The organism is Amycolatopsis bullii (assembly GCF_014654205.1).
In the GTDB taxonomy this organism is placed as follows: Bacteria; Actinomycetota; Actinomycetes; order Mycobacteriales; family Pseudonocardiaceae; genus Amycolatopsis; species Amycolatopsis plumensis.
Map to the genome: position 1 here is coordinate 151,019 of NZ_BNAW01000009.1, position 20,512 is coordinate 171,530.

At 71.8% G+C, this 20,512-nt stretch carries 18 protein-coding genes; 4 read left to right on the plus strand and 14 right to left on the minus strand.

Annotated features, from left to right (window positions below):
• The first annotated feature begins 10 nt into the window (after window positions 1–10).
• Window positions 11–2,383 carry a Tex family protein gene (locus tag IE317_RS14340; RefSeq protein WP_191310123.1) on the plus strand — a complete coding sequence of 791 codons (2,373 nt, stop codon included), beginning with the start codon at window positions 11–13 and terminating at the stop codon, window positions 2,381–2,383.
• Between the two features lie 77 nt (window positions 2,384–2,460).
• Here the strand turns inward: IE317_RS14340 and IE317_RS14345 are convergent, their stop codons facing one another.
• From IE317_RS14345 to IE317_RS14365, 5 genes are read right to left on the minus strand one after another with little or no spacing between them, the layout of a single operon-like run.
• Window positions 2,461–3,327, minus strand: coding sequence for a YwqG family protein (locus IE317_RS14345; protein WP_191310125.1), 867 nt, complete (start codon window positions 3,325–3,327; stop codon window positions 2,461–2,463).
• A gap of 32 nt (window positions 3,328–3,359) precedes the next feature.
• Window positions 3,360–3,764 carry a hypothetical protein gene (locus IE317_RS14350; protein ID WP_191310127.1) on the minus strand — a complete coding sequence of 135 codons (405 nt, stop codon included), beginning with the start codon at window positions 3,762–3,764 and terminating at the stop codon, window positions 3,360–3,362.
• Window positions 3,761–4,525, minus strand: a complete 765-nt coding sequence (locus tag IE317_RS14355; RefSeq protein WP_191310129.1) for a 2-keto-4-pentenoate hydratase — start codon at window positions 4,523–4,525, stop codon at window positions 3,761–3,763. Before IE317_RS14355 ends, IE317_RS14350 begins: the two co-directional genes overlap by 4 nt.
• Window positions 4,522–4,968, minus strand: a complete 447-nt coding sequence (locus IE317_RS14360) for a nitroreductase family deazaflavin-dependent oxidoreductase (RefSeq protein ID WP_191310132.1) — start codon at window positions 4,966–4,968, stop codon at window positions 4,522–4,524. The genes IE317_RS14355 and IE317_RS14360 overlap by 4 nt, the downstream gene beginning before the upstream one ends.
• Window positions 4,968–6,674, minus strand: coding sequence for an acyl-CoA dehydrogenase (locus IE317_RS14365; RefSeq protein ID WP_191310133.1), 1,707 nt, complete (start codon window positions 6,672–6,674; stop codon window positions 4,968–4,970). Before IE317_RS14365 ends, IE317_RS14360 begins: the two co-directional genes overlap by 1 nt.
• 235 nt (window positions 6,675–6,909) lie before the next feature.
• On the opposite strand from IE317_RS14365, the gene IE317_RS14370 reads away from it, so the two are divergent.
• The gene (locus IE317_RS14370) at window positions 6,910–8,454 is read left to right on the plus strand and encodes a DEAD/DEAH box helicase (RefSeq protein WP_191310134.1); all 1,545 of its coding nucleotides are present in this window, start codon (window positions 6,910–6,912) and stop codon (window positions 8,452–8,454) included.
• A 75-nt stretch (window positions 8,455–8,529) separates the two neighbouring features.
• Here IE317_RS14370 and IE317_RS14375 read toward each other — a convergent pair whose 3' ends face one another.
• The 5 genes from IE317_RS14375 to IE317_RS14395 all read right to left on the minus strand — a co-directional run bounded on the left by IE317_RS14375 (window position 8,530) and on the right by IE317_RS14395 (window position 12,600).
• Window positions 8,530–9,348 (minus strand): SMP-30/gluconolactonase/LRE family protein, encoded by an 819-nt coding sequence (locus IE317_RS14375; RefSeq protein ID WP_229902705.1) that lies wholly within the window; start codon window positions 9,346–9,348, stop codon window positions 8,530–8,532.
• Complete coding sequence (locus tag IE317_RS14380; RefSeq protein WP_229902706.1) at window positions 9,345–9,719, minus strand: DUF1761 domain-containing protein; 375 nt, start codon at window positions 9,717–9,719, stop codon at window positions 9,345–9,347. The genes IE317_RS14375 and IE317_RS14380 overlap by 4 nt, the downstream gene beginning before the upstream one ends.
• Window positions 9,720–9,802: 83 nt before the next feature.
• Complete coding sequence (locus IE317_RS14385) at window positions 9,803–10,756, minus strand: ABC transporter permease (RefSeq protein WP_229902707.1); 954 nt, start codon at window positions 10,754–10,756, stop codon at window positions 9,803–9,805.
• Window positions 10,743–11,534: an ABC transporter ATP-binding protein gene (locus IE317_RS14390; RefSeq protein ID WP_191310137.1), complete on the minus strand. Its 792-nt coding sequence runs from the start codon at window positions 11,532–11,534 to the stop codon at window positions 10,743–10,745. The genes IE317_RS14385 and IE317_RS14390 overlap by 14 nt, the downstream gene beginning before the upstream one ends.
• Before the next feature lie 13 nt (window positions 11,535–11,547).
• Window positions 11,548–12,600: an ABC transporter substrate-binding protein gene (locus tag IE317_RS14395; RefSeq protein WP_191310138.1), complete on the minus strand. Its 1,053-nt coding sequence runs from the start codon at window positions 12,598–12,600 to the stop codon at window positions 11,548–11,550.
• 208 nt (window positions 12,601–12,808) lie between these two features.
• Between IE317_RS14395 and IE317_RS14400 the strand changes: the two genes are divergently transcribed.
• Window positions 12,809–13,189: a hypothetical protein gene (locus tag IE317_RS14400; RefSeq protein ID WP_191310140.1), complete on the plus strand. Its 381-nt coding sequence runs from the start codon at window positions 12,809–12,811 to the stop codon at window positions 13,187–13,189.
• A 464-nt stretch (window positions 13,190–13,653) separates the two neighbouring features.
• Here the strand turns inward: IE317_RS14400 and IE317_RS14405 are convergent, their stop codons facing one another.
• Genes IE317_RS14405 through IE317_RS14415 form a run of 3 tightly spaced genes read right to left on the minus strand, consistent with a single transcriptional unit; the run spans window position 13,654 to window position 16,744 of the window.
• Window positions 13,654–14,661 (minus strand): S-adenosylmethionine:tRNA ribosyltransferase-isomerase, encoded by a 1,008-nt coding sequence (locus IE317_RS14405; protein ID WP_191310141.1) that lies wholly within the window; start codon window positions 14,659–14,661, stop codon window positions 13,654–13,656.
• On the minus strand, window positions 14,658–15,323 hold the full coding sequence (locus tag IE317_RS14410) for an SDR family NAD(P)-dependent oxidoreductase (protein ID WP_191310143.1): 666 nt from the start codon (window positions 15,321–15,323) through the stop codon (window positions 14,658–14,660). Before IE317_RS14410 ends, IE317_RS14405 begins: the two co-directional genes overlap by 4 nt.
• Before the next feature lie 47 nt (window positions 15,324–15,370).
• A complete protein-coding gene (locus tag IE317_RS14415) occupies window positions 15,371–16,744 on the minus strand; it encodes a purine-cytosine permease family protein (RefSeq protein ID WP_191310145.1) in 1,374 nt (457 codons plus the stop codon).
• A gap of 157 nt (window positions 16,745–16,901) precedes the next feature.
• On the opposite strand from IE317_RS14415, the gene IE317_RS14420 reads away from it, so the two are divergent.
• Entirely contained in the window at window positions 16,902–18,425 is a 1,524-nt protein-coding gene (locus tag IE317_RS14420) for a sensor histidine kinase (RefSeq protein ID WP_373309046.1), read from the plus strand.
• A 43-nt stretch (window positions 18,426–18,468) separates the two neighbouring features.
• Here the strand turns inward: IE317_RS14420 and IE317_RS14425 are convergent, their stop codons facing one another.
• The gene (locus IE317_RS14425) at window positions 18,469–20,400 is read right to left on the minus strand and encodes a S53 family peptidase (RefSeq protein WP_191310149.1); all 1,932 of its coding nucleotides are present in this window, start codon (window positions 20,398–20,400) and stop codon (window positions 18,469–18,471) included.
• Window positions 20,401–20,512 lie beyond the last annotated feature (112 nt).

Here is a 20,512-nt window from a genome sequence, read left to right on the forward strand (position 1 = left end):
GCGTGTAGCAGTGAGCGTGTCGGTCGAGCAGAAGATCGCCGAAGAACTGGGCGTGCGCGAAGGACAGGTCAAGGCCGCCGTCGAGCTGCTCGACGGCGGTTCGACCGTGCCGTTCATCGCGCGCTACCGCAAGGAAGTCACCGGCATGCTCGACGACGCGCAGCTGCGCACGCTCGAAGAGCGGCTGCGCTACCTGCGGGAACTCGACGAGCGCCGGCTCGCCGTGCTCGAGTCGATCCGCAGCCAGGGCAAGCTCGACGAGGCCCTCGAGGCGTCGATCCTCGCCGCGGACACGAAGTCGCGGCTGGAGGACATCTACCTCCCGTACAAGCCGAAGCGCCGCACGAAGGCCATGATCGCGCGCGAAGCCGGGCTCGAGCCGCTGGCCGACGGCCTGCTGAACGACCCGAACACGGACCCGCAGGCCGCCGCGGCGGTGTTCGTCGACGCGGACAAGGGCGTGGCGGACGCCCAGGCCGCCCTCGACGGCGCCCGCGCGATCCTGGTCGAGCGCTTCGCCGAGGACGCCGACCTCATCGGTGAGCTGCGGGAGAAGATGTGGGGCCAGGGCCACCTGGTCGCCAAGGTCCGCGCCGGCAAGGAGGAGGAAGGCGCGAAGTTCTCCGACTACTTCGACTTCTCCGAGCCGTACACGAAGCTCCCCTCGCACCGGATCCTCGCGATGCTGCGCGGCGAGAAGGAGGAGGTCCTCGACCTCACCATGGCGCCGGACGAGCCCACCGACGAGCCGCAGGTCGGGCCGACCGACTACGAGCAGCGCATCGCCGCGAAGTTCGGCATCACCCAGCAGGGGCGGCCGGGCGACAAGTGGCTCGGGGACACCGTGCGCTGGGCGTGGCGCACCAAGATCCTCCTGCACCTGGGCATCGATCTGCGGATGCGGCTGCGCCAGGCGGCCGAGGACGACGCCGTGCGCGTGTTCGCGGCCAACCTGCGCGACCTCCTGCTGGCCGCGCCGGCCGGCACCCGCGCCACCATGGGCCTCGACCCGGGCTTCCGGACCGGCGTCAAGGTGGCGGTCGTGGACGCGACCGGCAAGGTCGTCGACACCCACGTCATCTACCCGCACCAGCCGGCGAACAAGTGGGACCAGTCGATCGCCGAGCTCGCGGCGCTGGCCGCGCGGCACAAGGTCGACCTGATCTCCATCGGCAACGGGACGGCGTCGCGCGAGACGGACAAGCTCGCCCAGGAACTGATCAAGAAGCACCCGGAGCTGAAGCTGACGAAGGCGGTCGTGTCCGAGGCGGGCGCTTCGGTGTACTCGGCGTCGGCGTTCGCTTCGCAGGAACTGCCGAACATGGACGTCTCGCTGCGCGGCGCGGTCTCGATCGCCCGGCGGCTGCAGGACCCCCTGGCCGAGCTGGTGAAGATCGACCCGAAGTCGATCGGCGTCGGCCAGTACCAGCACGACCTGTCCGAGGTGTCGCTGTCGCGCTCGCTCGACGCGGTGGTCGAGGACTGCGTGAACGCGGTCGGCGTGGACGTCAACACGGCGTCGGCCCCGCTGCTGACGCGGGTTTCGGGCATCACGACGGGCCTGGCGGAGAACATCGTGGCCCACCGCGACACGAACGGGCCGTTCCGCTCCCGGATGGCGCTGAAGGAGGTCGCGCGGCTCGGGCCGAAGGCGTTCGAGCAGTGCGCGGGCTTCCTCCGCATCCCCGACGGCGACGACCCGCTCGACTCGTCGGCGGTCCACCCGGAGGCGTACCCGGTGGTCCGGCGGATCCTGTCCAAGACCGGCACCGACATCCGGTCGCTGATCGGCAACACGCGGACGCTGTCCTCGCTGCGGCCGGCCGAGTTCGTGGACGAGCAGTTCGGTCTCCCGACGGTGACGGACATCCTGGCGGAGCTGGACAAGCCGGGCCGCGACCCCCGCCCGGCGTTCAAGACGGCGACGTTCGCCGAGGGCGTGGACAAGATCTCGGACCTGAAGCCGGGCATGCGCCTGGAGGGCGTGGTGACGAACGTGGCGGCGTTCGGCGCGTTCATCGACGTGGGCGTGCACCAAGACGGGCTGGCCCACGTTTCGGCGCTGTCGAAGAACTTCGTGAAGGACCCGCGGGAGGTCGTCAAACCCGGGGACATCGTGAAGGTGAAGGTCCTGGACGTCGACGTGCCGCGCAAGCGGATCTCACTGACCCTGCGCCTGGACGACGAGCCGGGCGCCGGCTCGGGCAACCGCGGTGGTGGCGGCGGTGGCGAGCGCCGGGACCGGGGCCAGGGCGGCCAGGGCCAGCGCCGTGGCGGCGGGGGCGGCGACCGACGCGGCCAGGGTGGCGGCGGCCGGGATCGCGGCGGCAACGCGAGCGGCTCGATGGCCGACGCGCTGCGACGGGCCGGCTTCGGGAAGTAAAAGGCAGGCGGGAGGCCGCCCCGGACGAGCCGGGGTGGCCTGCCGGCGGCCGAGGAATCCTCAGCCGCAAGGCACCATCAGCAACACTGCAGGATGCATCGCGCGCGGTCGAAACGGCCCGCTTCGAGGTCTTCGGAGCGGATCATCCAATAGAGCATTCCGGCGTCGCCCCACATCATGTCGGCAGCTTCGTCGCTGTCGATCTGGGCGAGGAACACCCAGCGGGCCGCCTCCTCGATCAGTCGCGGGTCCCGGTAGTCCCCCAGCACTTCCGTCGCGACCTCCTTTTCGACCGCGTTCTGGATGGGGTCGGCGAACCCGCCGACCTGGTGGTGCGGCCCCTCCGGGTGCAGCTGCCAGACCAGCTGCCCGAACACTCCGGTGCCCATGTGGTTGCCGGGCAGCAGCACCGTTTTGGCCGCCTCGGCGAGGGTTTCGCCACTCGCGGTCTTCGTCTCGTCGAGCAGGACGTGGTAGTTCCTCGGGGCGGTGGCCTCGACCTTGCCGAACAGGTCACGCGCCGGGTAGGGGTCGAGGCCTTCGGGTGCCGCCCGCTCGGTGACCGGAACTCCCGCCGGCACGAAGACCAGCCGGGCGGCTTCGGCGTCTCCGAACTCCGGGATGTCGTCGGCTTGGCGGCGCTCGGCGTCGAAGTAGAAGAACAGCAGCGTGCCCGCCTCCGGCAGCGGGATGCTGAGGAACTCCCGCGGCAGCGCGGCGCAGTCCACCGCGGCTACGAAGTCGAGCGGGCCCCGCCCCGGCCACTCGGGCCACCCGACGTCCTCGGGCAGCGCCGGCGCACCACCGATCCGGCCCACGGGCGGGCCTTCGCCCGCGGACACCAGGCGGATCCCCGGGCGAGCCAGCGCGGTCCACGCGGAAGCCAGCTCCGCGGGCAGCCGCTCGTGGGCGAGGGTGTCGAGTCGATCTCTCCAAGACGTCACCGGGACATCGTGGTAGGGGGTACCGACAAAAATCAGCGGAGCGCGAGGAGGCCGGCGGCGAGCAACACGACCGGCACCACCGCGGCCGTCGCGCTGATCAGCCCCATTCCGCCGCGCCAGCCGGCCGCCGACGCGACCATCCGGCGCACCAGCCCCACCTCCACCACGGCCGTCAGCACGAAGCCGAGGCCGACGCCGAAGATCGCCACCGCGCCGACGACCAGCAGGCCCGACGCGGACGCCGCGCCCAGCGGGGCCGCGACCTCCCAGCGCACCACGCCCGCGGCCGCCGCCAGCGATGCCAGCAGCAGGACGAACGCCACGAGGAAGCCGCTGCGGGCCGTCGCCGGGTGCGGGCCGCGCGCGAGGAACCAGAAGCCCGCGTCGAGGGCCAACACCACCACGGCGAGCACCACGAACCCGGGCCGGAAGGTCATGCGGCGAACCGCACTTCCACACTCCCCAGCTCACCGAAGTCCGCCACGACGTGGCCGCCCGCGCGGATCGGGCACGGCGGGGTGGCCGTTCCCGTCGTCACGATGTCGCCCGGGCGGAGCGCGCGGCCGTGGCGGGGCAGCTCCATCGCCAGCCAGTGCAGCGCCAGCCTCGGGTCGCCCAGCACCAGGCTGCCGCTGCCGCGCGAGTACTCCTCGCCGTCGGCGTGCAGGACCACCGGGCGGCGGGGCAGGTCGAGCTCGCGCCACCCCGGCACCGGGCGGCCCTCGACGAACCGGCCCGCGCACGCCACGTCGGCCAGCAGCTGCGGGCCGCCCGCGTGGCGGTGGTCGGTGTAGCGGCTGTCCGGCAGCTCGATCGCCAGGAACATCGTGTCGACCGCGTCGAGCACCGCGGCCAGTGACGGCGACAGCCCCGGGTCGGCCTTGAGCCGGAAGGCGAACTCCGGTTCGGCGACGCCCATCGTCATCGTGTCGGCCGGCACCGGCTCGCCCTCGACGTGGTGGAACCGCTCGAACATCGCGCCCGGCAACGGCCCGGGCACGTCGAGGTACTGCCGCGCGTACGCGGTGGTCGCGGCGATCTTCCAGCCCGACACCGGTCCGGCCAGCTCGGCGAGCGCCGCCTGCGCCGCCATGCCCTCGGCGAGGTCGGCCGGGCGGACGTCGGCCGGGAGGCCCTCCAGCCGCTTGCCGGTCAGCCACGCGTCCCAGATCAGCTCCGCCGCCCGCTCTCGGTTCACGCCCGCGATCTTGCCAACCGGAACACCGGGTGTCGATCGGCTTCCCCGGCGAACGCCTCGGCCGGGTCGCTCGCCTTCGCGTCGAAGAACGGCGCCGTCACCGGGAGCTTGCCGACGTACGCGCGCAGCACCGGGCCGGCCGTCGCCGCGTCGACCTCCTCGACCTCCCACGTCTCGGTCGTCTGACCGCGCCGCAGCCGGGCGGTGGCGTCGGCGCGGAGGTTGTACACCCAGCCGACCCGCCCGTACGGCGAAACGAGCCACCGCTCGCCGCCGACCTCGATGACGTTGACCGGCGTGGTCCGGTCGGTGCCGCTCTTGCGTCCCCGCGTGGTCAGCAGCCACCCGGTGCTCCCCGCGATCGGGACACCGCGGTTCAGGAACGCCGTCACCAGGACGTTCACGGCCTTCCGCACGACCCCCAGCCGGTACTTCTTCGCCATCACGGATTCATAGCGTAGACCCCGGAAAGCGCCCGCACGCGCGCCCAGACGTTCTCGAACCGCCCGGCGTCCACCACCGGCTTGCGCAGCGCGGCCAGCGCGATCGCCTGCTGGGCCTCGGTCGAGCTCGCCTTGCCGTTGAGGTCCACCGCCGCGACGCTGAAGTCCTGCACCAGCACCGCGAAGATCTGGTCGACGACCTCGTCGTCCAGGCCGGTGATGCGGGCCTGCTCCAGGACGAGCTGGCCGTACACGATCAGCGTGAACAGCTCGGTCAGCGCGAGCCCGAAGTCGAGGTCGGCCTGCTGCGCCTCGTCCGGCGCCGCCTCGGTGAGCAGCTTGACCAGGTACCCGGCCTGCTCGGTGAACAGCGCGACGTTCGGGATGTGCGCGGCCTCGGCGTAGGCGGTCTTCCAGTCGTGGAACCGCACCTTCGACAGGCCGCGCGCCGGGCCCTGGCGGAAGAGGAACTCGTCGTCCGCGGCGTCGGTGCGGGTCGGCACCGGGGCGTACTCCTGCGGCGCGAAGAGGTAGTTCGGCATGAACTTCGCGATCAGCGCCAGGTTGACGGCGACCGTGCCCTCGAGCTTCGGCAGGCCGTCGATGTCGTTCTTGGACATCGCCAGGTAGGTGTCGGCCTCGAAGCCCTTGGCCGCCACGACGTCGGCGACCAGGCCGATCACCTTCTGCGCCTCGGTGGTCACCTTCATCTTGGTGATCGGGTTGAACAGCAGGTAGCGGCGGTCGCCGGGGTTCGCGCTGCGGAAGTAGTCGACGGCGCGGTCGGAGAACAGCTTCATCGCCGTCAGCCGCGCGTAGGCCTCGACGAACTCGCGGCGGACGTGCGGGAAGTCCGTCACGGGCTTCCCGTAGAGGACGCGGTTGTGCGCGTGCGTGATGGCCTCGTACAGCGAGTGCGTGGCCATGCCGATGCCGCCGAAGCAGAGGTTGAACTTGCCGATGTTGACGGTGTTCAGCGCGGCGCTGAAGGCCTCGGCGCCGACGTGCAGGATGTCCTCGGCGCGCACCGGGTAGTCCTCGAGCCGGAACTCGGCGACGTACATCTGCGACGGCACCACGTTCTTCACGACGTGGTAGTTCGGGTGCTCGGAGTCGGCGTAGAAGAAGACGTACTGGTCCGGGCCTTCGACGCCGTCGATGCGGCCGAAGACCGACACCGTGCGGGCGCAGTTGCCGTTGCCGATGTAGTACTTGGAGCCGGTGGCGCGGTAGCCGTCGCCGTCCTTGGTGAGCACCATGTCGGACGAGTAGATGTCGGCGCCGTGGTCCTTTTCGGACAGTCCGAACGCGCCGACGCCCCCGGCGTCGAGGGCGGCCGCCGCGCGTTCACGTGCCTCCGCGTTACCGCTTTGCCAGACCGGGCCGAGGCCGAGGATGGTGACCTGCCACGGGTACCAGTAGTTGAGGCCGTAGAAGCCGAGGATTTCCGACAGCGCGGCGACGCGGCTGGTGTCCCAGCGCTTGTCGGGGTTGCCCCCGGCGTTCGCCGACGGCGTCAGGAACGTCGAGAACAGGCCTTCCTTGCCCGCGAACTCGATGAAGTCCGCGTAGAAGGTGCGGTTGTGGTAGTCCTCGGTGAGCTTCGCCTTGCCGCGCTGTTCGAACCAGTCGATGGTGGCGCGCAGCAGGCGCCGCGTCTCGGCGTCGAAGTGCGCCGGGTCGTACTCGCGCGGGTTCAGCAGCATGGTCGTCCTCCTCGATTACCGACCGGTAACTTAGCAAGGACGCGCGAGTGCGGGCAATCTCACTGGGGGTAGGTCACTGTCGTTGGTACACTGATCTTGCGGGCCGCTCAGTTCTGCCTCGGTCCGCTGCTGTTGTCGACTACCACGCGCCGCGGCCGTTGACCGGTCTGCGCCGGGCAGGACAACCCTTCTCGACGTTATGGAGACCAGGGCATTCGCTTGCCCGCACGCACTTATGAGCACTTTTTCCGAACTCGGCCTGCCCACCCCGCTCGTGGCCGCGCTGGCCACCCAGGGCGTCACCGAGCCCTTCCCCATCCAGGCGGCGACCCTGCCGCACACCCTCGCCGGGCGTGACGTCCTCGGCCGCGGCCGGACCGGCTCCGGCAAGACGTACGGCTTCGTGCTGCCCGTGCTGGCCCGCCTCGCCGCGGGCCCGACGCGGCGCAAGCCGGGCCGTCCCCGCGCGCTGATCCTGGCGCCGACCCGCGAGCTCGCGACGCAGATCGAGGCGTCGATCCTGCCCCTGGCCCGCCCGCTGGGCCTCAAGGCGACGACCATCTTCGGCGGCGTCAGCGCGAACCCGCAGATCACCCGGTTGCGTGACGGCGTCGACATCGTCGTCGCCTGCCCCGGCCGGCTCGCCGACCACATGCGCTCCGGGCACGTGAAGCTCGACGCCGTCGAGATCACGGTCCTGGACGAGGCCGACCACATGGCCGACCTGGGCTTCCTGCCCGAGGTCCGGCGGATCATGGACGCCACGCCCGAGCGCGGCCAGCGGCTGCTGTTCTCGGCGACCCTGGACAACGGCGTCGACGTGCTGGTCAAGCGCTTCATGGACGACCCGGTGCTGCACAGCGTCGACTCGGCGCAGTCGCCGGTGGCGACGATGGAGCACCACGTCCTGCACCTGGAGGAGACCCACCGGCTGCCGGTGCTGGTCGACCTGACGGCGGCGCCCGGCCGCACGCTGGTGTTCACGCGGACGAAGAGCCGCGCGAAGGCGCTGACGCGGAAGCTGAACGCCTCGGGTGTCCCGGCGGTGGAGCTGCACGGCAACCTGGGCCAGAACGCCCGCACGCGCAACCTCGAGGCGTTCTCGTCCGGGACGGCCCGCACCCTGGTGGCGACGGACATCGCGGCCCGCGGCATCCACGTCGACGACGTCCGGCTGGTGATCCACGCGGACCCGCCGGTGGAGCACAAGGCCTACCTGCACCGTTCCGGCCGCACGGCGCGCGCCGGGGCGTCGGGCACGGTGGTGACGTTGATGACGGACGCCCAGGTGCGAGACGTCCGGGACCTGACCCGCAAGGCGGGCATCAAGCCGACGACCACCCAGCTCGGCCCGGGCCACCCGCTGCTGGCGGAGCTGGCGCCCGGTGAGCGCACGTTCTCGAAGGCGCCCGCAGTGGACAACCGGCCGAAGAAGGTCTCCGCCACGGGCGCGGCTCCGGGTGGCGGCCGCGGTCGCCGTTCGGCGGCGCCGAAGGAGAACCGCGGTGGGCAGCGAGCCCGGGCGGCCTCGCAGGAGCGGTCGACCGGGTCCGGTTCGCGCCGCTCGGAGGGCGCCTCGGGTGGATCCCGCCGGTCGGGCACCTCGGGCAAGCCGGTCGCGTCCCCCGCTTCGGGAGGCGGGCGGCGCTCCGGTGGCGAGGCTGCTTCGGGCAACGCGCGGCGCTCCGGTGGTGCGCCCGCGGGGAACCGGCGGTCGGGTTCCGGCGGCGCGGCGGCGTTCTCGTCGGGCACCCGCGCGGGTTCGCGCCGCTCGCGCTGAGTTCAGCCGACAGGTCCGGGCCCCGGCACTCGTTGCCGGGGCCCCGGACCGTCCGGGGCCCGGCACGTCCGGTAGCTAAGCGCGGCCCACCGAGACCGGATGCGCCAGGATCTGCCCCGTCCGCTCCGCCGCCTCCCCCACCCCGTCCAGCCCGCGCCACTCCTGGACCACCACGTACAACGTGTCGTCGCTCAGCGCGCACGCGAAGCAGCCTCGGTCGAAGGTCAGCTTCTCCAGCACCTCCCCGCCTTCCCGGACCCGGGTGCACGACCGGTGGGGCACGTCCGACACCCACACCGCGCCCGAAGCGTCGAGCGCGATGCCGTCCGGCACTCCTTCACCGAGGTCCGCCCACACGCGGCGGTCCGTCAGGCTGCCGTCCGGGAGGACCGAGAAGGCGGTCAGGCGGTTCGCGTACGACTCGGCCACGATCAGCGTCGAGCCGTCCGGGGTCAAGGCCATGCCGTTGCCGAACGCGATGTCCTCCGCCACCCTGCGGACCTCGCCCGCCGGGTTGACGAACAGGATCGCGCCCGGGCGGTACGGCTCTCCGGCCATCAGGTCGAACCCGCCGCCGTTGACGTAGCAGCCTCCGGCGCGGGTCGTCACGATCTCGTTGAACCCGGTGCCACCCAGGTCGGCGTGGGTCGTCAAGCCGGACTCCGACAGCCGCAGCAGGAGGCCGTCGGACGACGACACGATCACCGGCTGCCCGTCGAGGAAGTCGAAGCACATCGGCATCGTCGGGAAGTCCGCGCGGAACACCACCTCACGCTCGGCCGCCGGCGAGACCGCCACGATCTCGTGGGCCAGCCAGTCGGCGAACCAGAGCCGCCCGTCGTGCCAGCGCGGGGACTCGCCGAACGCGACTCCGTCGAGCACCAGCGCCGTCATCGCCACACCCCCAGCAGCACCGCCACCACCGCGATCTTCACCAGCCAGTCGCCCGCGTGCAGTGCCGCCAGGCGGACCGGGACCCGCTCGTGCAGCACCGAGCCTGCCAGAATCACCGCCGGGAAGCCCGCCCACACCGCCAGCGCCAACCCGAGCGCGCCCGGCACGCCGTCCACCCCGACCGCGCGCGCCACCAGCGCGAACGCCGTCACCAGGACCACCGTCCGCGCGAACTCCGCGCCCATCCGCCACGGGGACGGCGCGGCCACCGCGCCCGCCGGGCTCAAGCGGGCCCAGACCGGCCCGAACACCCCGTACCAGGCCGCGCTCGCCGCGAACGCCGCCACCGAAGTCACCAATACCGCGATCACCACTGTCCGCTCCTTCGCTCGTCGAGATTCGAAGGAGACGTCGGCGCCGCGCAACCGGCTTCGACATCCGGTGCGGAAAACTTCTACAGCGACGAAGTCAGCCCGCGAGCCCGCAGCACCGCGCGCTCCAGCGGGCGGAACACCACCAGCTCGATTCCCACGCCGACTAGCAGGATCAGGAAGATCGCCGCGATCACCGTCTCCATGCTGTTGAACGACGAGCCCTGGTTGAGGTACGCGCCGAGGCCGATGCCGAGCTGCGGGGACAGCGCGATCAGCTCCGCGGCCATCAGCGAGCGCCACGAGAACGCCCAGCCCTGCTTCAGCCCGGCGAGAAAGCCCGGCAGCGCCGCGGGCAACAGGATGTGCCGCGCCGACGACAGCCGGTTCGCGCCCATCACCTGGCCGACGCGCGGCAGGATCGGCGGGATCTGGTCGATGCCGGAGACCAGGCCGTTCGCGATCGACGGCACCGAACCGAGCAGCACCACGAAGTAGATCGCGGCGTCGTTGATCCCGAACCACAGGATCGCCGCCGGCACCCAGGCCACCGACGGGAGGCTCTGCAGGCCGGTCAGCAGCGGGCCGATGGCCGCGCGGACGACGCGGACCTTCGCGACGACCAGGCCGAGCGGGGTGCCGATGAGCACGCCGGCGACGAAGCCGAGCGCGGCGCGGTGCACCGACGTCCAGACGAAGCCGAACACCTGGCCGTCGACGACGATGCCCCAGAACTCGTTCCACACCGACGCCGGGGCCGGCAGCTGGGACTCCGGCCAGAAGGCCGCGGCCCAGAGGAGCTGCCAGACGACGACCAGCAGCACGAGTGCGCCCACCGGCGGGAGGAAGCCCCAGGCGAACCGCTTCCAGAAGCTCGGGCGGCGTTCGCCGACGGGGGCGTCGAGCGAATCCAGTCCGGCGCCGACCGCATCCAGGTCGGCTTCGGCACTGGGGTGGGGGGTCCCCAGGGGGGCGGAGCCCCCTTGGGCGGGGGTCTGGGGGTTCGACCCCCAGGCAGCCGAGTCAAGCTGCGGCATGGGTGCTGATCACCTCACGCAGGTGCCCGGTGATTTCCTCGGTCAGCTCTTCGGCGTCGGCCAGCGGCACGTCCGTCCACTCGCGCACGACCCGGCCGGGCCGCGACGACAGCAGCACGACGCGCTGGCCGAGGCGGACCGCTTCGCGCACGTCGTGCGTCACGAACAGCACGGACGTGCCCGTGCTGCGGTAGACGCGCAGCAGCTCGCTCTGCAGGACGTCTCGGGTGATGGCGTCGAGCGCGGCGAACGGCTCGTCCATCAGCAGGAGCGACTGCTCCGGGTCGCCGCCGACGCGCAGCGTCGCGGCCAGGGCGCGGGCGAGGGCGACGCGCTGCCGCATCCCGCCGGACAGCTCGTGCGGCCGCTTGCCGCCAGCGCCGTTCAGCCGGACCAGTTCCAGCAGCTCGGCGGCCTTTTCGCGGCGCTCGGCCCGGCCGAAGCCGGCCAGCCGCAGCGGCAGCTCGACGTTGCGGGCCGCGGTCAGCCACGGCATCAGCGCGGCTTCCTGGAACATCACCGCGGGCCGGGAGGTGTTCAGCGTGATCTCCCCCGCCGACGGCGCGTCCAGCCCGGCGACCAGGTTCAGCAGCGTGCTCTTGCCGCACCCGGACGCGCCGAGCAGGCAGACGAACTCGCCGGGCGCGACCGTCAGGTCCACGCCGTCGAGCGCGACGACCGCGCGGCCTGCCGTGCCGAACGCCTTGCGCACGCCGTCGAGGCGCACCGCTGCCGCGCCGGTGAAATTGCTGCGGCCGGTCGGGAGGGTGGTGGTCATCGCTGACTGCCTCTCACTTGGTCAGTTCGGGAGCTTCGACGGCGGGCAGGTTCTTGGCCTTGAGCACCTCGTTCAACGGACCGAAGTCCGCGAAGCCCTTCAGCGCGACCGCTGACTTCACCACGCCCGCCGTCACCGAGTCCTGCGCGAGCTGCGGGAATTCGGCGGCGATGGGGTCGGTGGTCAGCTCGATGCCGGAGAAGGCGCGGTCCAGGACCGCTGCGCTCAGGGTACTGCCGGCCAGCTCCTTGAGTGCTCCGTTGACGACGGTCTTCGCGTCGGCCGGGTTGGCCTTGGCCCAGTCGATCGCGGCGAGTTCACCCTTGAGCAGCGCGCGGACGGTGTCCGGGTGCTGCTGCAGGAACTCGCTGCGCACGATCGCGACGGTCGTCGGGAAGCGGCCGCCGGGCCACAACGTCTTCTCGTCGACCAGGACCTTCGCGCCGGCGTCGAGCACCAGCCGGGACGCCCACGGCTCGGGCAGCCAGCCGCCGTCGACCTCGCCCTTCTTGAAGGCATCGAGCGTCTTCGGGTTGTCGAGGTTGGTGATCTTGACCTGGTCGGTCAGCTGCTGGCCGGCCAGGAACTTCTTGAGCGCGACGTCCTGGGTGTTGGCCAGCTGCGGGGTGGCGATGTTCTTGCCCTTGAGCTGCTCGACGCTGGTGATGTCCGGTTTGACGACCAGCTGCGCGCCGCCCGAGACGGCGCCGGAGACGAGCTGGATGGCCCCCTTGGACTTGGTGAAGGCGTTGATCGCCGGGCCGGAGCCGATGAAGGCGACATCGAGGGAGCCGCCGAGCAGGGCGTTGACCTCTTCGGGGCCGGCGTTGAAGGTCTGGGTGGTGAGCTTGGTCGCGCCGAGTTCGTTCTTGAAGAAGTCCTTCTTGACGCCGATGAGCGCGGGCGCGTGCGTGACGTTCGGGAAGAAGCCGACCCGGACCTCGCCGGCGGCGCCCTGGTTCGCGGCCGGGGCGGTGCTGCTGTCGGCCCGCGAACAGCCGGCGAGCGCGCCCACGACGGTCAGGGCGGCCAACGCCGAGGCCAGAGTTCTTCGAGGGGTGCGCACGTCAGCATCGCCTTTCGTCGGTGTCGGGGGCGAGGTTCGCACGGTCACCCACTCAGGCGCATAGCCATCCGCATCCCGGGAAAGGTGGTGAGATTTCTTGACATCGGCGGCCCCGGCCCTTAGAGCCGGGGAGAAAGTCGACGAAGAGGGCAACCGCTCGCGTCACCCGGACGTGGTACAGGGTGGACCACGGATTCGGGAGGAAGACATGACGAGCAGGGGCCAGGGAGCCGCCGGCGTCCGCGTGGCGCTGGTCGTGTTGTTCATCGGGCTGGGCCAGGCGTCGTTCGAGTGGCTCAGGTCACTGGGCATGGACGCGCTGACCAGCGCCGTCGTCTGGGCGATCCCGGTCATCACGGGGGCGGCGGTGGCCCTGGTGCTGTGGGTGGCATCGGACCGGGCGTTCCTGCTGCGCAACTGGCTGCCGGTGGCGATGTCGATCCCGGTGTACCTGGGCGGAGCATTCGGCCTGGCGACGGGGACGGCGAGTTTGGTGGCGTCGATCGTGAGCGGGGTCGGGCTGGGGATCGCGGCGGTGGTTGTTGCGGGGATGATCCGGTCGCGGCGGCGGGTTGAGGCTGGTCAGTAGGGGGTTGCTTCGGGTTGTCCACATGGTGGCGGGGGTGTGGATAACTTGGGGTCGAGGTGGGCTTTTCGGACTTTTCGGCGGGGGTGGCCGATAGACTGGACTTGGGGACGCCCGGAGAGGGCGGGGGAGTTTCCGGGGCCGCCCCGCGGCTTCGCCGCCGTAAACGGGACGCTGACGACCGCACCTGCACCCCACCCAGACCTCCCCCGCCACCCCGATCCGAAGCCACAACACGGCCGGCAGTGCCGGGTCAAGGCACGCTTTCCCGCCTTGACCCGGCACTGCCGGCCGTAGTCACAATCGCGGCTTCGGGGTGGCGGGCACCCAGCTACCCCGCTCGAGGGCAGGCACCGCAGCGCCATGAATGACCCATTCCTGACCCCAGACGCCAGGAATGAGTCATTCACGACGTCCGGGCGACCCGCACGCAAGACCCCCGGAGAGCGGCGGGACTGAGCGCCCACTCAGTGGCGCAGCAGAAGTGACACGTCACCGAACTCATGCCACAGGTACCGCTCCTCAACCGCCGCCGCATACGCGCGCTGGAGCACCTCGGCCCCCGCCACCGACTCCAGCAGCAACAGGTGCGATGCCTCCGGCGCGTGCAAGCCCGTGATGATCCCGTCCACCACCCGCGCCGGGCGGTCCGGGCCCAGGACCAGGTCCGTCCACCCTGACGCCGCGCGCACCTCACCATCGGAGACCGCCGACTCGAGGGCGCGAGCCGCCGTTGTGCCCACCGCGATCACCCTTCCTCCGCGGGCGCGGACCCACGAGACCAACGCCGCCGTAGTCGGGGGGACTCGGTACCTCTCCGCCTGGGGTGGCTCGGCCGCCTCCGGGGAGGAGACCCCCGTGTGCAGCAGCAGCGGCGCGAACAACACCCCGTCCGCCACCAACCCCGTCACCAGCTCCGGCGTGAACGGGCGGGCCGCCGAGGGCATCTCCGCGCTGCCCGGCTCGCGGGCGAACACCGTCTGGTAGTCCGACAACGGCCACGCCCGCGGGACGTACCCGTAGCGGATCGGGCGGCCGGCTTCCTCGAGCAACGACAGCACGTCGACCGACGAAGCCGCCCGCCACAGCCGGGCCTCCCCCGGGACCACGGGGGCCAGCAGCGTCAGCGACGCGCCCCCGGCCAGCGAAAGGCGCTCGCCCGGACGGCCGTCGAGCAAGGGGCCGTCCGGTGCGCGCAGCTCGACGACCCACGCGCCGTCGTCGAGCGGGGTCGCGAAGTGGACCACGATCGGGTGGCCCGCCCGGCGTGCGTCGACCGCCGCCGGGAGGGTTCCGGAGGTGTTGACCACCAGCAGGTCACCCGGCCGCAGATGCGCCCCCAGCGAGGTGAATGCCGTGTGGTGGACGCCGGCCGGGGAGGCGACCAGCAGGCGGACCTCGTCGCGGGACAGGCCGCGGGCCTCCGGTGGGGCCGATGCCGACAGCTCCGCCGGCAGGTCGAACCGGATGTTCATGCCGTCACCAGGAGGTCGGCCGCGCGGTAGCGGCCGCTCGGGGGACGCTCGTCCAGCAAGCGCAGGAACGCCGGGACCGCGGACGACGGCAGCGGCCGGTCCGAGATGTCCTCGCCCGGGAACGCGCGCTGGTGCATCGCCGTGCGCAGGTCGCCCGGGTCGATCGCGTACACGGACAGGTTCGGGTGTTCCGCGCCCAGGACGGCGGTCAGCTGATCGAGGGCCGCCTTGGCCGAGCCGTAGCCGCCCCAGCCCTCGTACGCCTCGACAGCCGCGTCGGAGCTGATGTTCATCACGACACCACTCGCCAAAGCCGGGAGCAGCAGCTGCGTCAGGGCCAGTGGCGCGAAGACGTTGACGCAGTAGACCTCTTCGAGCGCCGCCAAGGGATAGCGCGCCAGCGGCGGCAGCGGGCTGACGCCCAGGGAACTGGCGTTGTTGACGAGCAGGTCGAGCGAAGGACAGGCTTCGGCGAGCGCAGCGCGGTGGGCCGGGTCGGTGACGTCGCCGGGGACAGCCGTGAAGCCGTCCTCACGAGCCGCCGAAGCCAGCGCGTCCGCGTCGCGGGCGTCGCCGACGACCGTCCACTTGCGACGCACCAGGGCGGCCGCGAGCGCGCGGCCCAACCCGGCCGAAACGCCGGTGACGAGTGCGGTGGGCATGGTTCCTCCTTCGAGAGGGGGTGCCCCACCATCGTGAAACCTCTACGTTAGTCGAGGTCAACCGCTCGGCGGCCGCGCAGCAGGAAGTACGCTGCCAGCGAAACGACGAGGCCGACGTAGTACGCCAGATCCGCGCCGTGCAGCGCGGCCGCGACCGGTCCGGTGTAGAGGGAGGTGTTCATGAACGGGACCGCCGCGCCGAACCCGGCCACGAACGCCACCACCGCTGCCCAGGGCCGCACGGAATCCGCCGCCAGGACGTCCACGCGCCGGCCGCCGCGGGTGCGGGCGAGCCAGTCCGGGACGACCACGCCGAGGAACGGCGGAATCCAGTAGGACACGAACAGCAGCACGTTCTCGAACTTCGCCGAGAGGTCGCCGCTGTGCATCCACAGGATCAGCGCGAACGCGAGCACCGTCACGACCACCGCCGACACCGGGCGCCGCAGCCGGACGCCGACCGTCTGCAACGCCAGCGAACCGCTGTAGTCGTTCATCGCGTTCGACGACACCGCCGCCAGCGCGATCACCGCCAGCGCCAGCGCACCCATGAACCCGCCGCCGAGCAGCTGGGCGATCCCGGACGTCGTGTGGTCGCCCAGCGACGACCCCAGCGCGAGCCCGAGCCCTTCGCCGATCGCGTACGAGACGACGAGCCCGAGCAGCGTCGCCCAGAAGATCGCCCGCGACGACGCCGAGACGGGCAGGTACCGGCTGAAGTCCGACACGTAGGGCGCCCAGGAAATGGCCAAGGACAACGTGATCGTCGTGAACAGGACGACGCCGCCCGCCAGGTCCGCACCGGAAGCGGTGTCGGCGACGGCGATCGGGTGTCCGGAAAGGACCTTCACGGCGAGCGCGGCGAACGCCAGCACCAGCAGCACGCTCATCACCGCCTGCACGCGGTGGATCAGCGCGTAGCCGAACACGCCGAGCGCGCACTGCAGCACGAGCACGATCAGCACCGCCACCCAGAACGGCAGCCCGGTCAGTTCGGCGAGGGCCTCGCCGCCGAACAGGCCGACCAGCGCGTCCCAGGCGATCGAGCCGAGCCACTGCACCAGGCCGGGCAGCACGACGCCGCCGCCGAACGGCAGCCGGGCGAGCGGCAGCTGGCCGGTGCCGGTGCGCGGGCCCCACGTCGACAGGTACGCCACCGGCAGCGAGCCGAGCACGGTGCCGGCCAGCATCGCGGCCAGGCCCGTCCAGAACCCCAGGCCGAGCGACGCCGCGAGGGTGCCGGTGAACACCGCCGTCATCGTCAGGTTCGGCGCGAACCACACGCTGAACAGCCGCCACGGCCGCCCGAACCGGTTGCCTTCCGGCACCGGCGCGATGCCGTGGGTTTCGATCGCCAGGTCCCGCCCGCCCGCGGGCATCCGCCCGCCGAAGACCTCGGCGCCCAATCCGCGTCCGCTCATGTCCTGCCTCCTGTCGAGATCACCCTAAAGCGCAGCCGCGTGGTGTAACGCGACGGCCCGAACGGACGAATCACGGTTGGCCGTTGCCGGACTGCGCCACCCAGCCGCCAAGACCCACCGGGAGGGTCGCGAAGTGCAGCACCCGCGAACGTCGGTGATGACGGGTCTCCTGGCGGCCGGGTGCGCGCTCGGCGTCGTCGCGCTGACGCTCAAAGCCGGCGAAGGCAGCCACTCGGGGCTCGACACCGCGCTCAGCACCACGACCGGGTTCCTCTTCCTGCTCGCGGGCGCGGTCGCGCACGTGCGGCGCCCGGCCAACCCGATCGGGGTGCTCATCGCCTTGGCCGGCGTCGCCCTGTTCCTCGAGGACCTGCAGTTCACGACCGACCCGGTGCTGTACACGATCGCCGTGCCGCTGCGGGCCGCGTCCAGCCCGGTGATCGCGCACCTGGTGCTCGCCTTCCCGCACGGCAGGCTCCGCTCGCGGTGGGAGCGGCTGCTGGTGGCCGCGGCCTACGCCGTGGTGCTCGGCATCGGCGTGGTCGGCCTGCTGACCGCCGACGACCCGCGCGACCTGCTGGCCGTCGCGGCCGACTCGCAGGCCGCGCCCGTGGTCGGCCGCGCCCTCGGGCTCGCCGCGACGGTGATCAGCGCGGGCGTGGTCGTCGTGCTGCTCTACCGGTGGCTGACCGGGCGGCTGCCGCAGCGGCGGCTGCTGTCGCCGGTGGTGGTGATCGCACTGGCCGGGGCGCTGACGTCGGGGGCGGGCACGGCGCTCGGCGAGGGGCACCCCCTGTCCGGGCCGCTGCTGATGGCGTACCGGATCCTGTTCTGCCTGTGGCCGCTGGCGTTCCTGGCCGGCGTGATGCGGGCCCGGGTCGGCAACGCCGAGATGATCCGGCTCCTGCTGGAGCGCGACGGCACCGGGCTGGCCGCGCTGGTGCAGGACGACGAGGTGTGGAAGGACAGCCGGTCGATCGACGCGCTCAACGCGGCCGCCGGGCTGGTGCTGGACAACCAGCGGCTCACCGACGAGCTGGAGCAACGGCTGGCCGAGGTGCGGGCGTCGCGGGCGCGGCTGGTCGCGGCCGGCGACGAGGAGCGCCGCCGGCTCGAGCGCGACCTGCACGACGGCGCCCAGCAGCGGCTGGTCAGCGTCGTGCTGCTGCTGCGGATGGCCGCCCGACCCTCCGGCGCCGAACTGCCGCCGGAGCTCCGCGCCCTGCTCACGAGTGCGGTCGACGAGCTCCAGACGGCCATCACCGAGCTGCGCGAGCTGGCCCGCGGCATCCGGCCGGCGATCCTCACCGAAGCGGGCCTGGTCGCGGCGGTCCGGTCGCTGGCCGACCGCATGCCGATGGAGGTGGCGCTGACCGTCGGCACGGTCCCGCGCCTCGACGCGGCGGTGGAGGCGACGGCGTACTTCGTGACGTCCGAGGCGTTGACCAACGCGCTGAAACACGCCCGGACCGACCGCGCCGACGTGCGGATCGAGGTGGCGGGCGCCGAGCTGCGGGTGGCGGTGACGGACGCGGGCGTCGGCGGCGCGGACGTCGAGGGCAGCGGGCTGGCCGGGCTGCGCGACCGGGTGCAGGCGCTGGGCGGGGAGCTGGCGGTCGCCTCCGGGGCCGGCGGCACCACGGTCACCGCGGTCATCCCCCTGGCCGCCGAAAAGCCGTGAAGGCCCCCTCGCCGAAGCGAGGGGGCCTTCAGCCGAGCACTGACTAGACGAGCAGCAGGAACAGCAGGCCGTTGGGCGTGCCGAGACCCGTCACGTCGTCGTAGCCGGGGGTGGTGTGGATGGTCAGGCCCTGGTAGTCCAGCGTGCGGACCGAGCGGAGCAGGCCGTCCGAGGCGTCGACCGAGTTGGCGTAGTCGACGCGGGCCACCGCGGCGTCCACGTGCTTCACGTCGGTGATCGCCGGCGTGCGGGACGTCAGCTTGTAGATCACCGGGTTGATGAAGCCGTGGTGGAAGTGGTCGAAGCTGTCGGCCACCGCCATGATGCCGGCGAACACCGGCGACGCGAGGCTCGTGCCGCCGATCCGGTACTGGTCGTAGTGCGCACCCTCCGGGAAGGTCTGCGTCTGGCCGACCAGGAAGCCGGTGTTCGGGTCGCCGACCGCGGAGATGTCCGGGACGACCCGGCCCTTCTTGTTGCCGGTCTGGTTCTTCTTCGCCAGCGCGTCCGGGACGACGCCCTTCTGGTAGAAGGGCTGCTCGAACAGGCGGCTGGTGCCGCCGCCGGAACCGCTGGTGTAGTTGGCCGGGCCGTAGACGCCGTTGGTCAGCGTCGACTTGCTGGTCTCCCAGCCGGTCTCGAAGATCCGCTTGCCGTCTTTGCCGATCGCGATGGACGTGCCGCCGACCGCGGTGATCCACGGCGCGGAGGCGGAGAAGTCCGGCGACGGCGTGCCGAGGCGCGCGACCTCGTCACCGTTGTCGCCCGAGGAGAAGTACACGCCGATGCCCTCGAGGACCGCCTGCAGCGAGATCTGGTTGAACACCTTGACCTCGTCGGCCGGGATGTCCTCGCCGGTGTCGCCGTAGGAGTTCGACACGATGTCGGCCTTGTGGCCGGCGACCACGTAGTTCAGCGCCACGTCGAGGGCGTTGTCCTCGCAGGACTCGCCGCCGACGTACAGGATGTCGGCGCCCGGCGCGAGACCGTGGGCGGCCTCGACGTCGAGGGTCTCCTCGCCGTACCAGCCGGCCGCGTCGCACTGGTCCGGCGGCTCGAGGACCGGGTTCGCCGGGAAGACGTGCTGCTTGAACTGGCTCGGCTTCAGCGGGTGCTGCGGGTCGTTCTTCTTCGCGTACGTGCTCGCGTCCGAGTAGATGGTCGGCGAGGCGAACGCGTCGACGATGGCGATCGTGGTGCCCTTGCCGTCCGCGCCGACGTTGTCGACGCCGTAGGCCGACCGCAGCTGCGCCGGGGTGTAGCCGCAGGGGGCGTAGGGCAGGTGCTTGCCGTTGTAGGCGGGATCGGTGGTGTCGATCTTCTCGCCGTAGTAGGCGCTGCACGGCGGCGCGTTGCGGAACCCGGGCCCGGGCGCGACGTCCGACGGCGTGCCGGAGCCGGTCGCGTGGTCCGGCTTGAACAGGTTGGTCGCCTGGTCGACGCCGACGACGCCGAGCACGTCACCGGCCAGGTTCGCCGGCACCGACAGGTTCTTGTCGGCGGCGCGCAGCGTCTGGCCCTTGACCCGGTACTTGCCGAGGTCGACGGCGAAGGCGTTCTCCGTCTGGGCCGCGGTGCCGGTGGCTTCGACGTACGCCTTGTTCGACGGGATCTCGCCGATGCTGAAGCCGTTGCCGGTCAGCCACGCCTTGACGGCGTTCACCGTCGCGTCGGTGGCCGCGAACCGGTCACGCACCTGGTCGGGGCTGAGGTACTGGCGGTAGGTCTTGCTGTCCGGGTCGGACACGGCCTGCGCCAGCGCCTCGGCGCCGGCGTTGTCGCGCTGGTTCAGGTAAACCCGGAAGCTCAGCTTCGCGGCGGGCGCCGTGTCGGCGACCTTCGCCTGCGCGTTCGCCCACAACGGGTGCGATTGCGGGATGTCCTGACGCCCCTGCGCGGACGCCGTCGCCGGCAGGGCGCCGGTCAGGCCACCCACCACCGCGAGCGAAAGGAGCAGGGTGGAGCTTCTTCGCACAGAAATCTCCCTCTTCGAATGCGGCCCCCAGAAAATGGGCCTTGGAACACCGGGTGAGACTAAGCCGGTGTTCCGCTCGCGGGGAAGTGCGTGCGGAACCGTTATCTGGCCG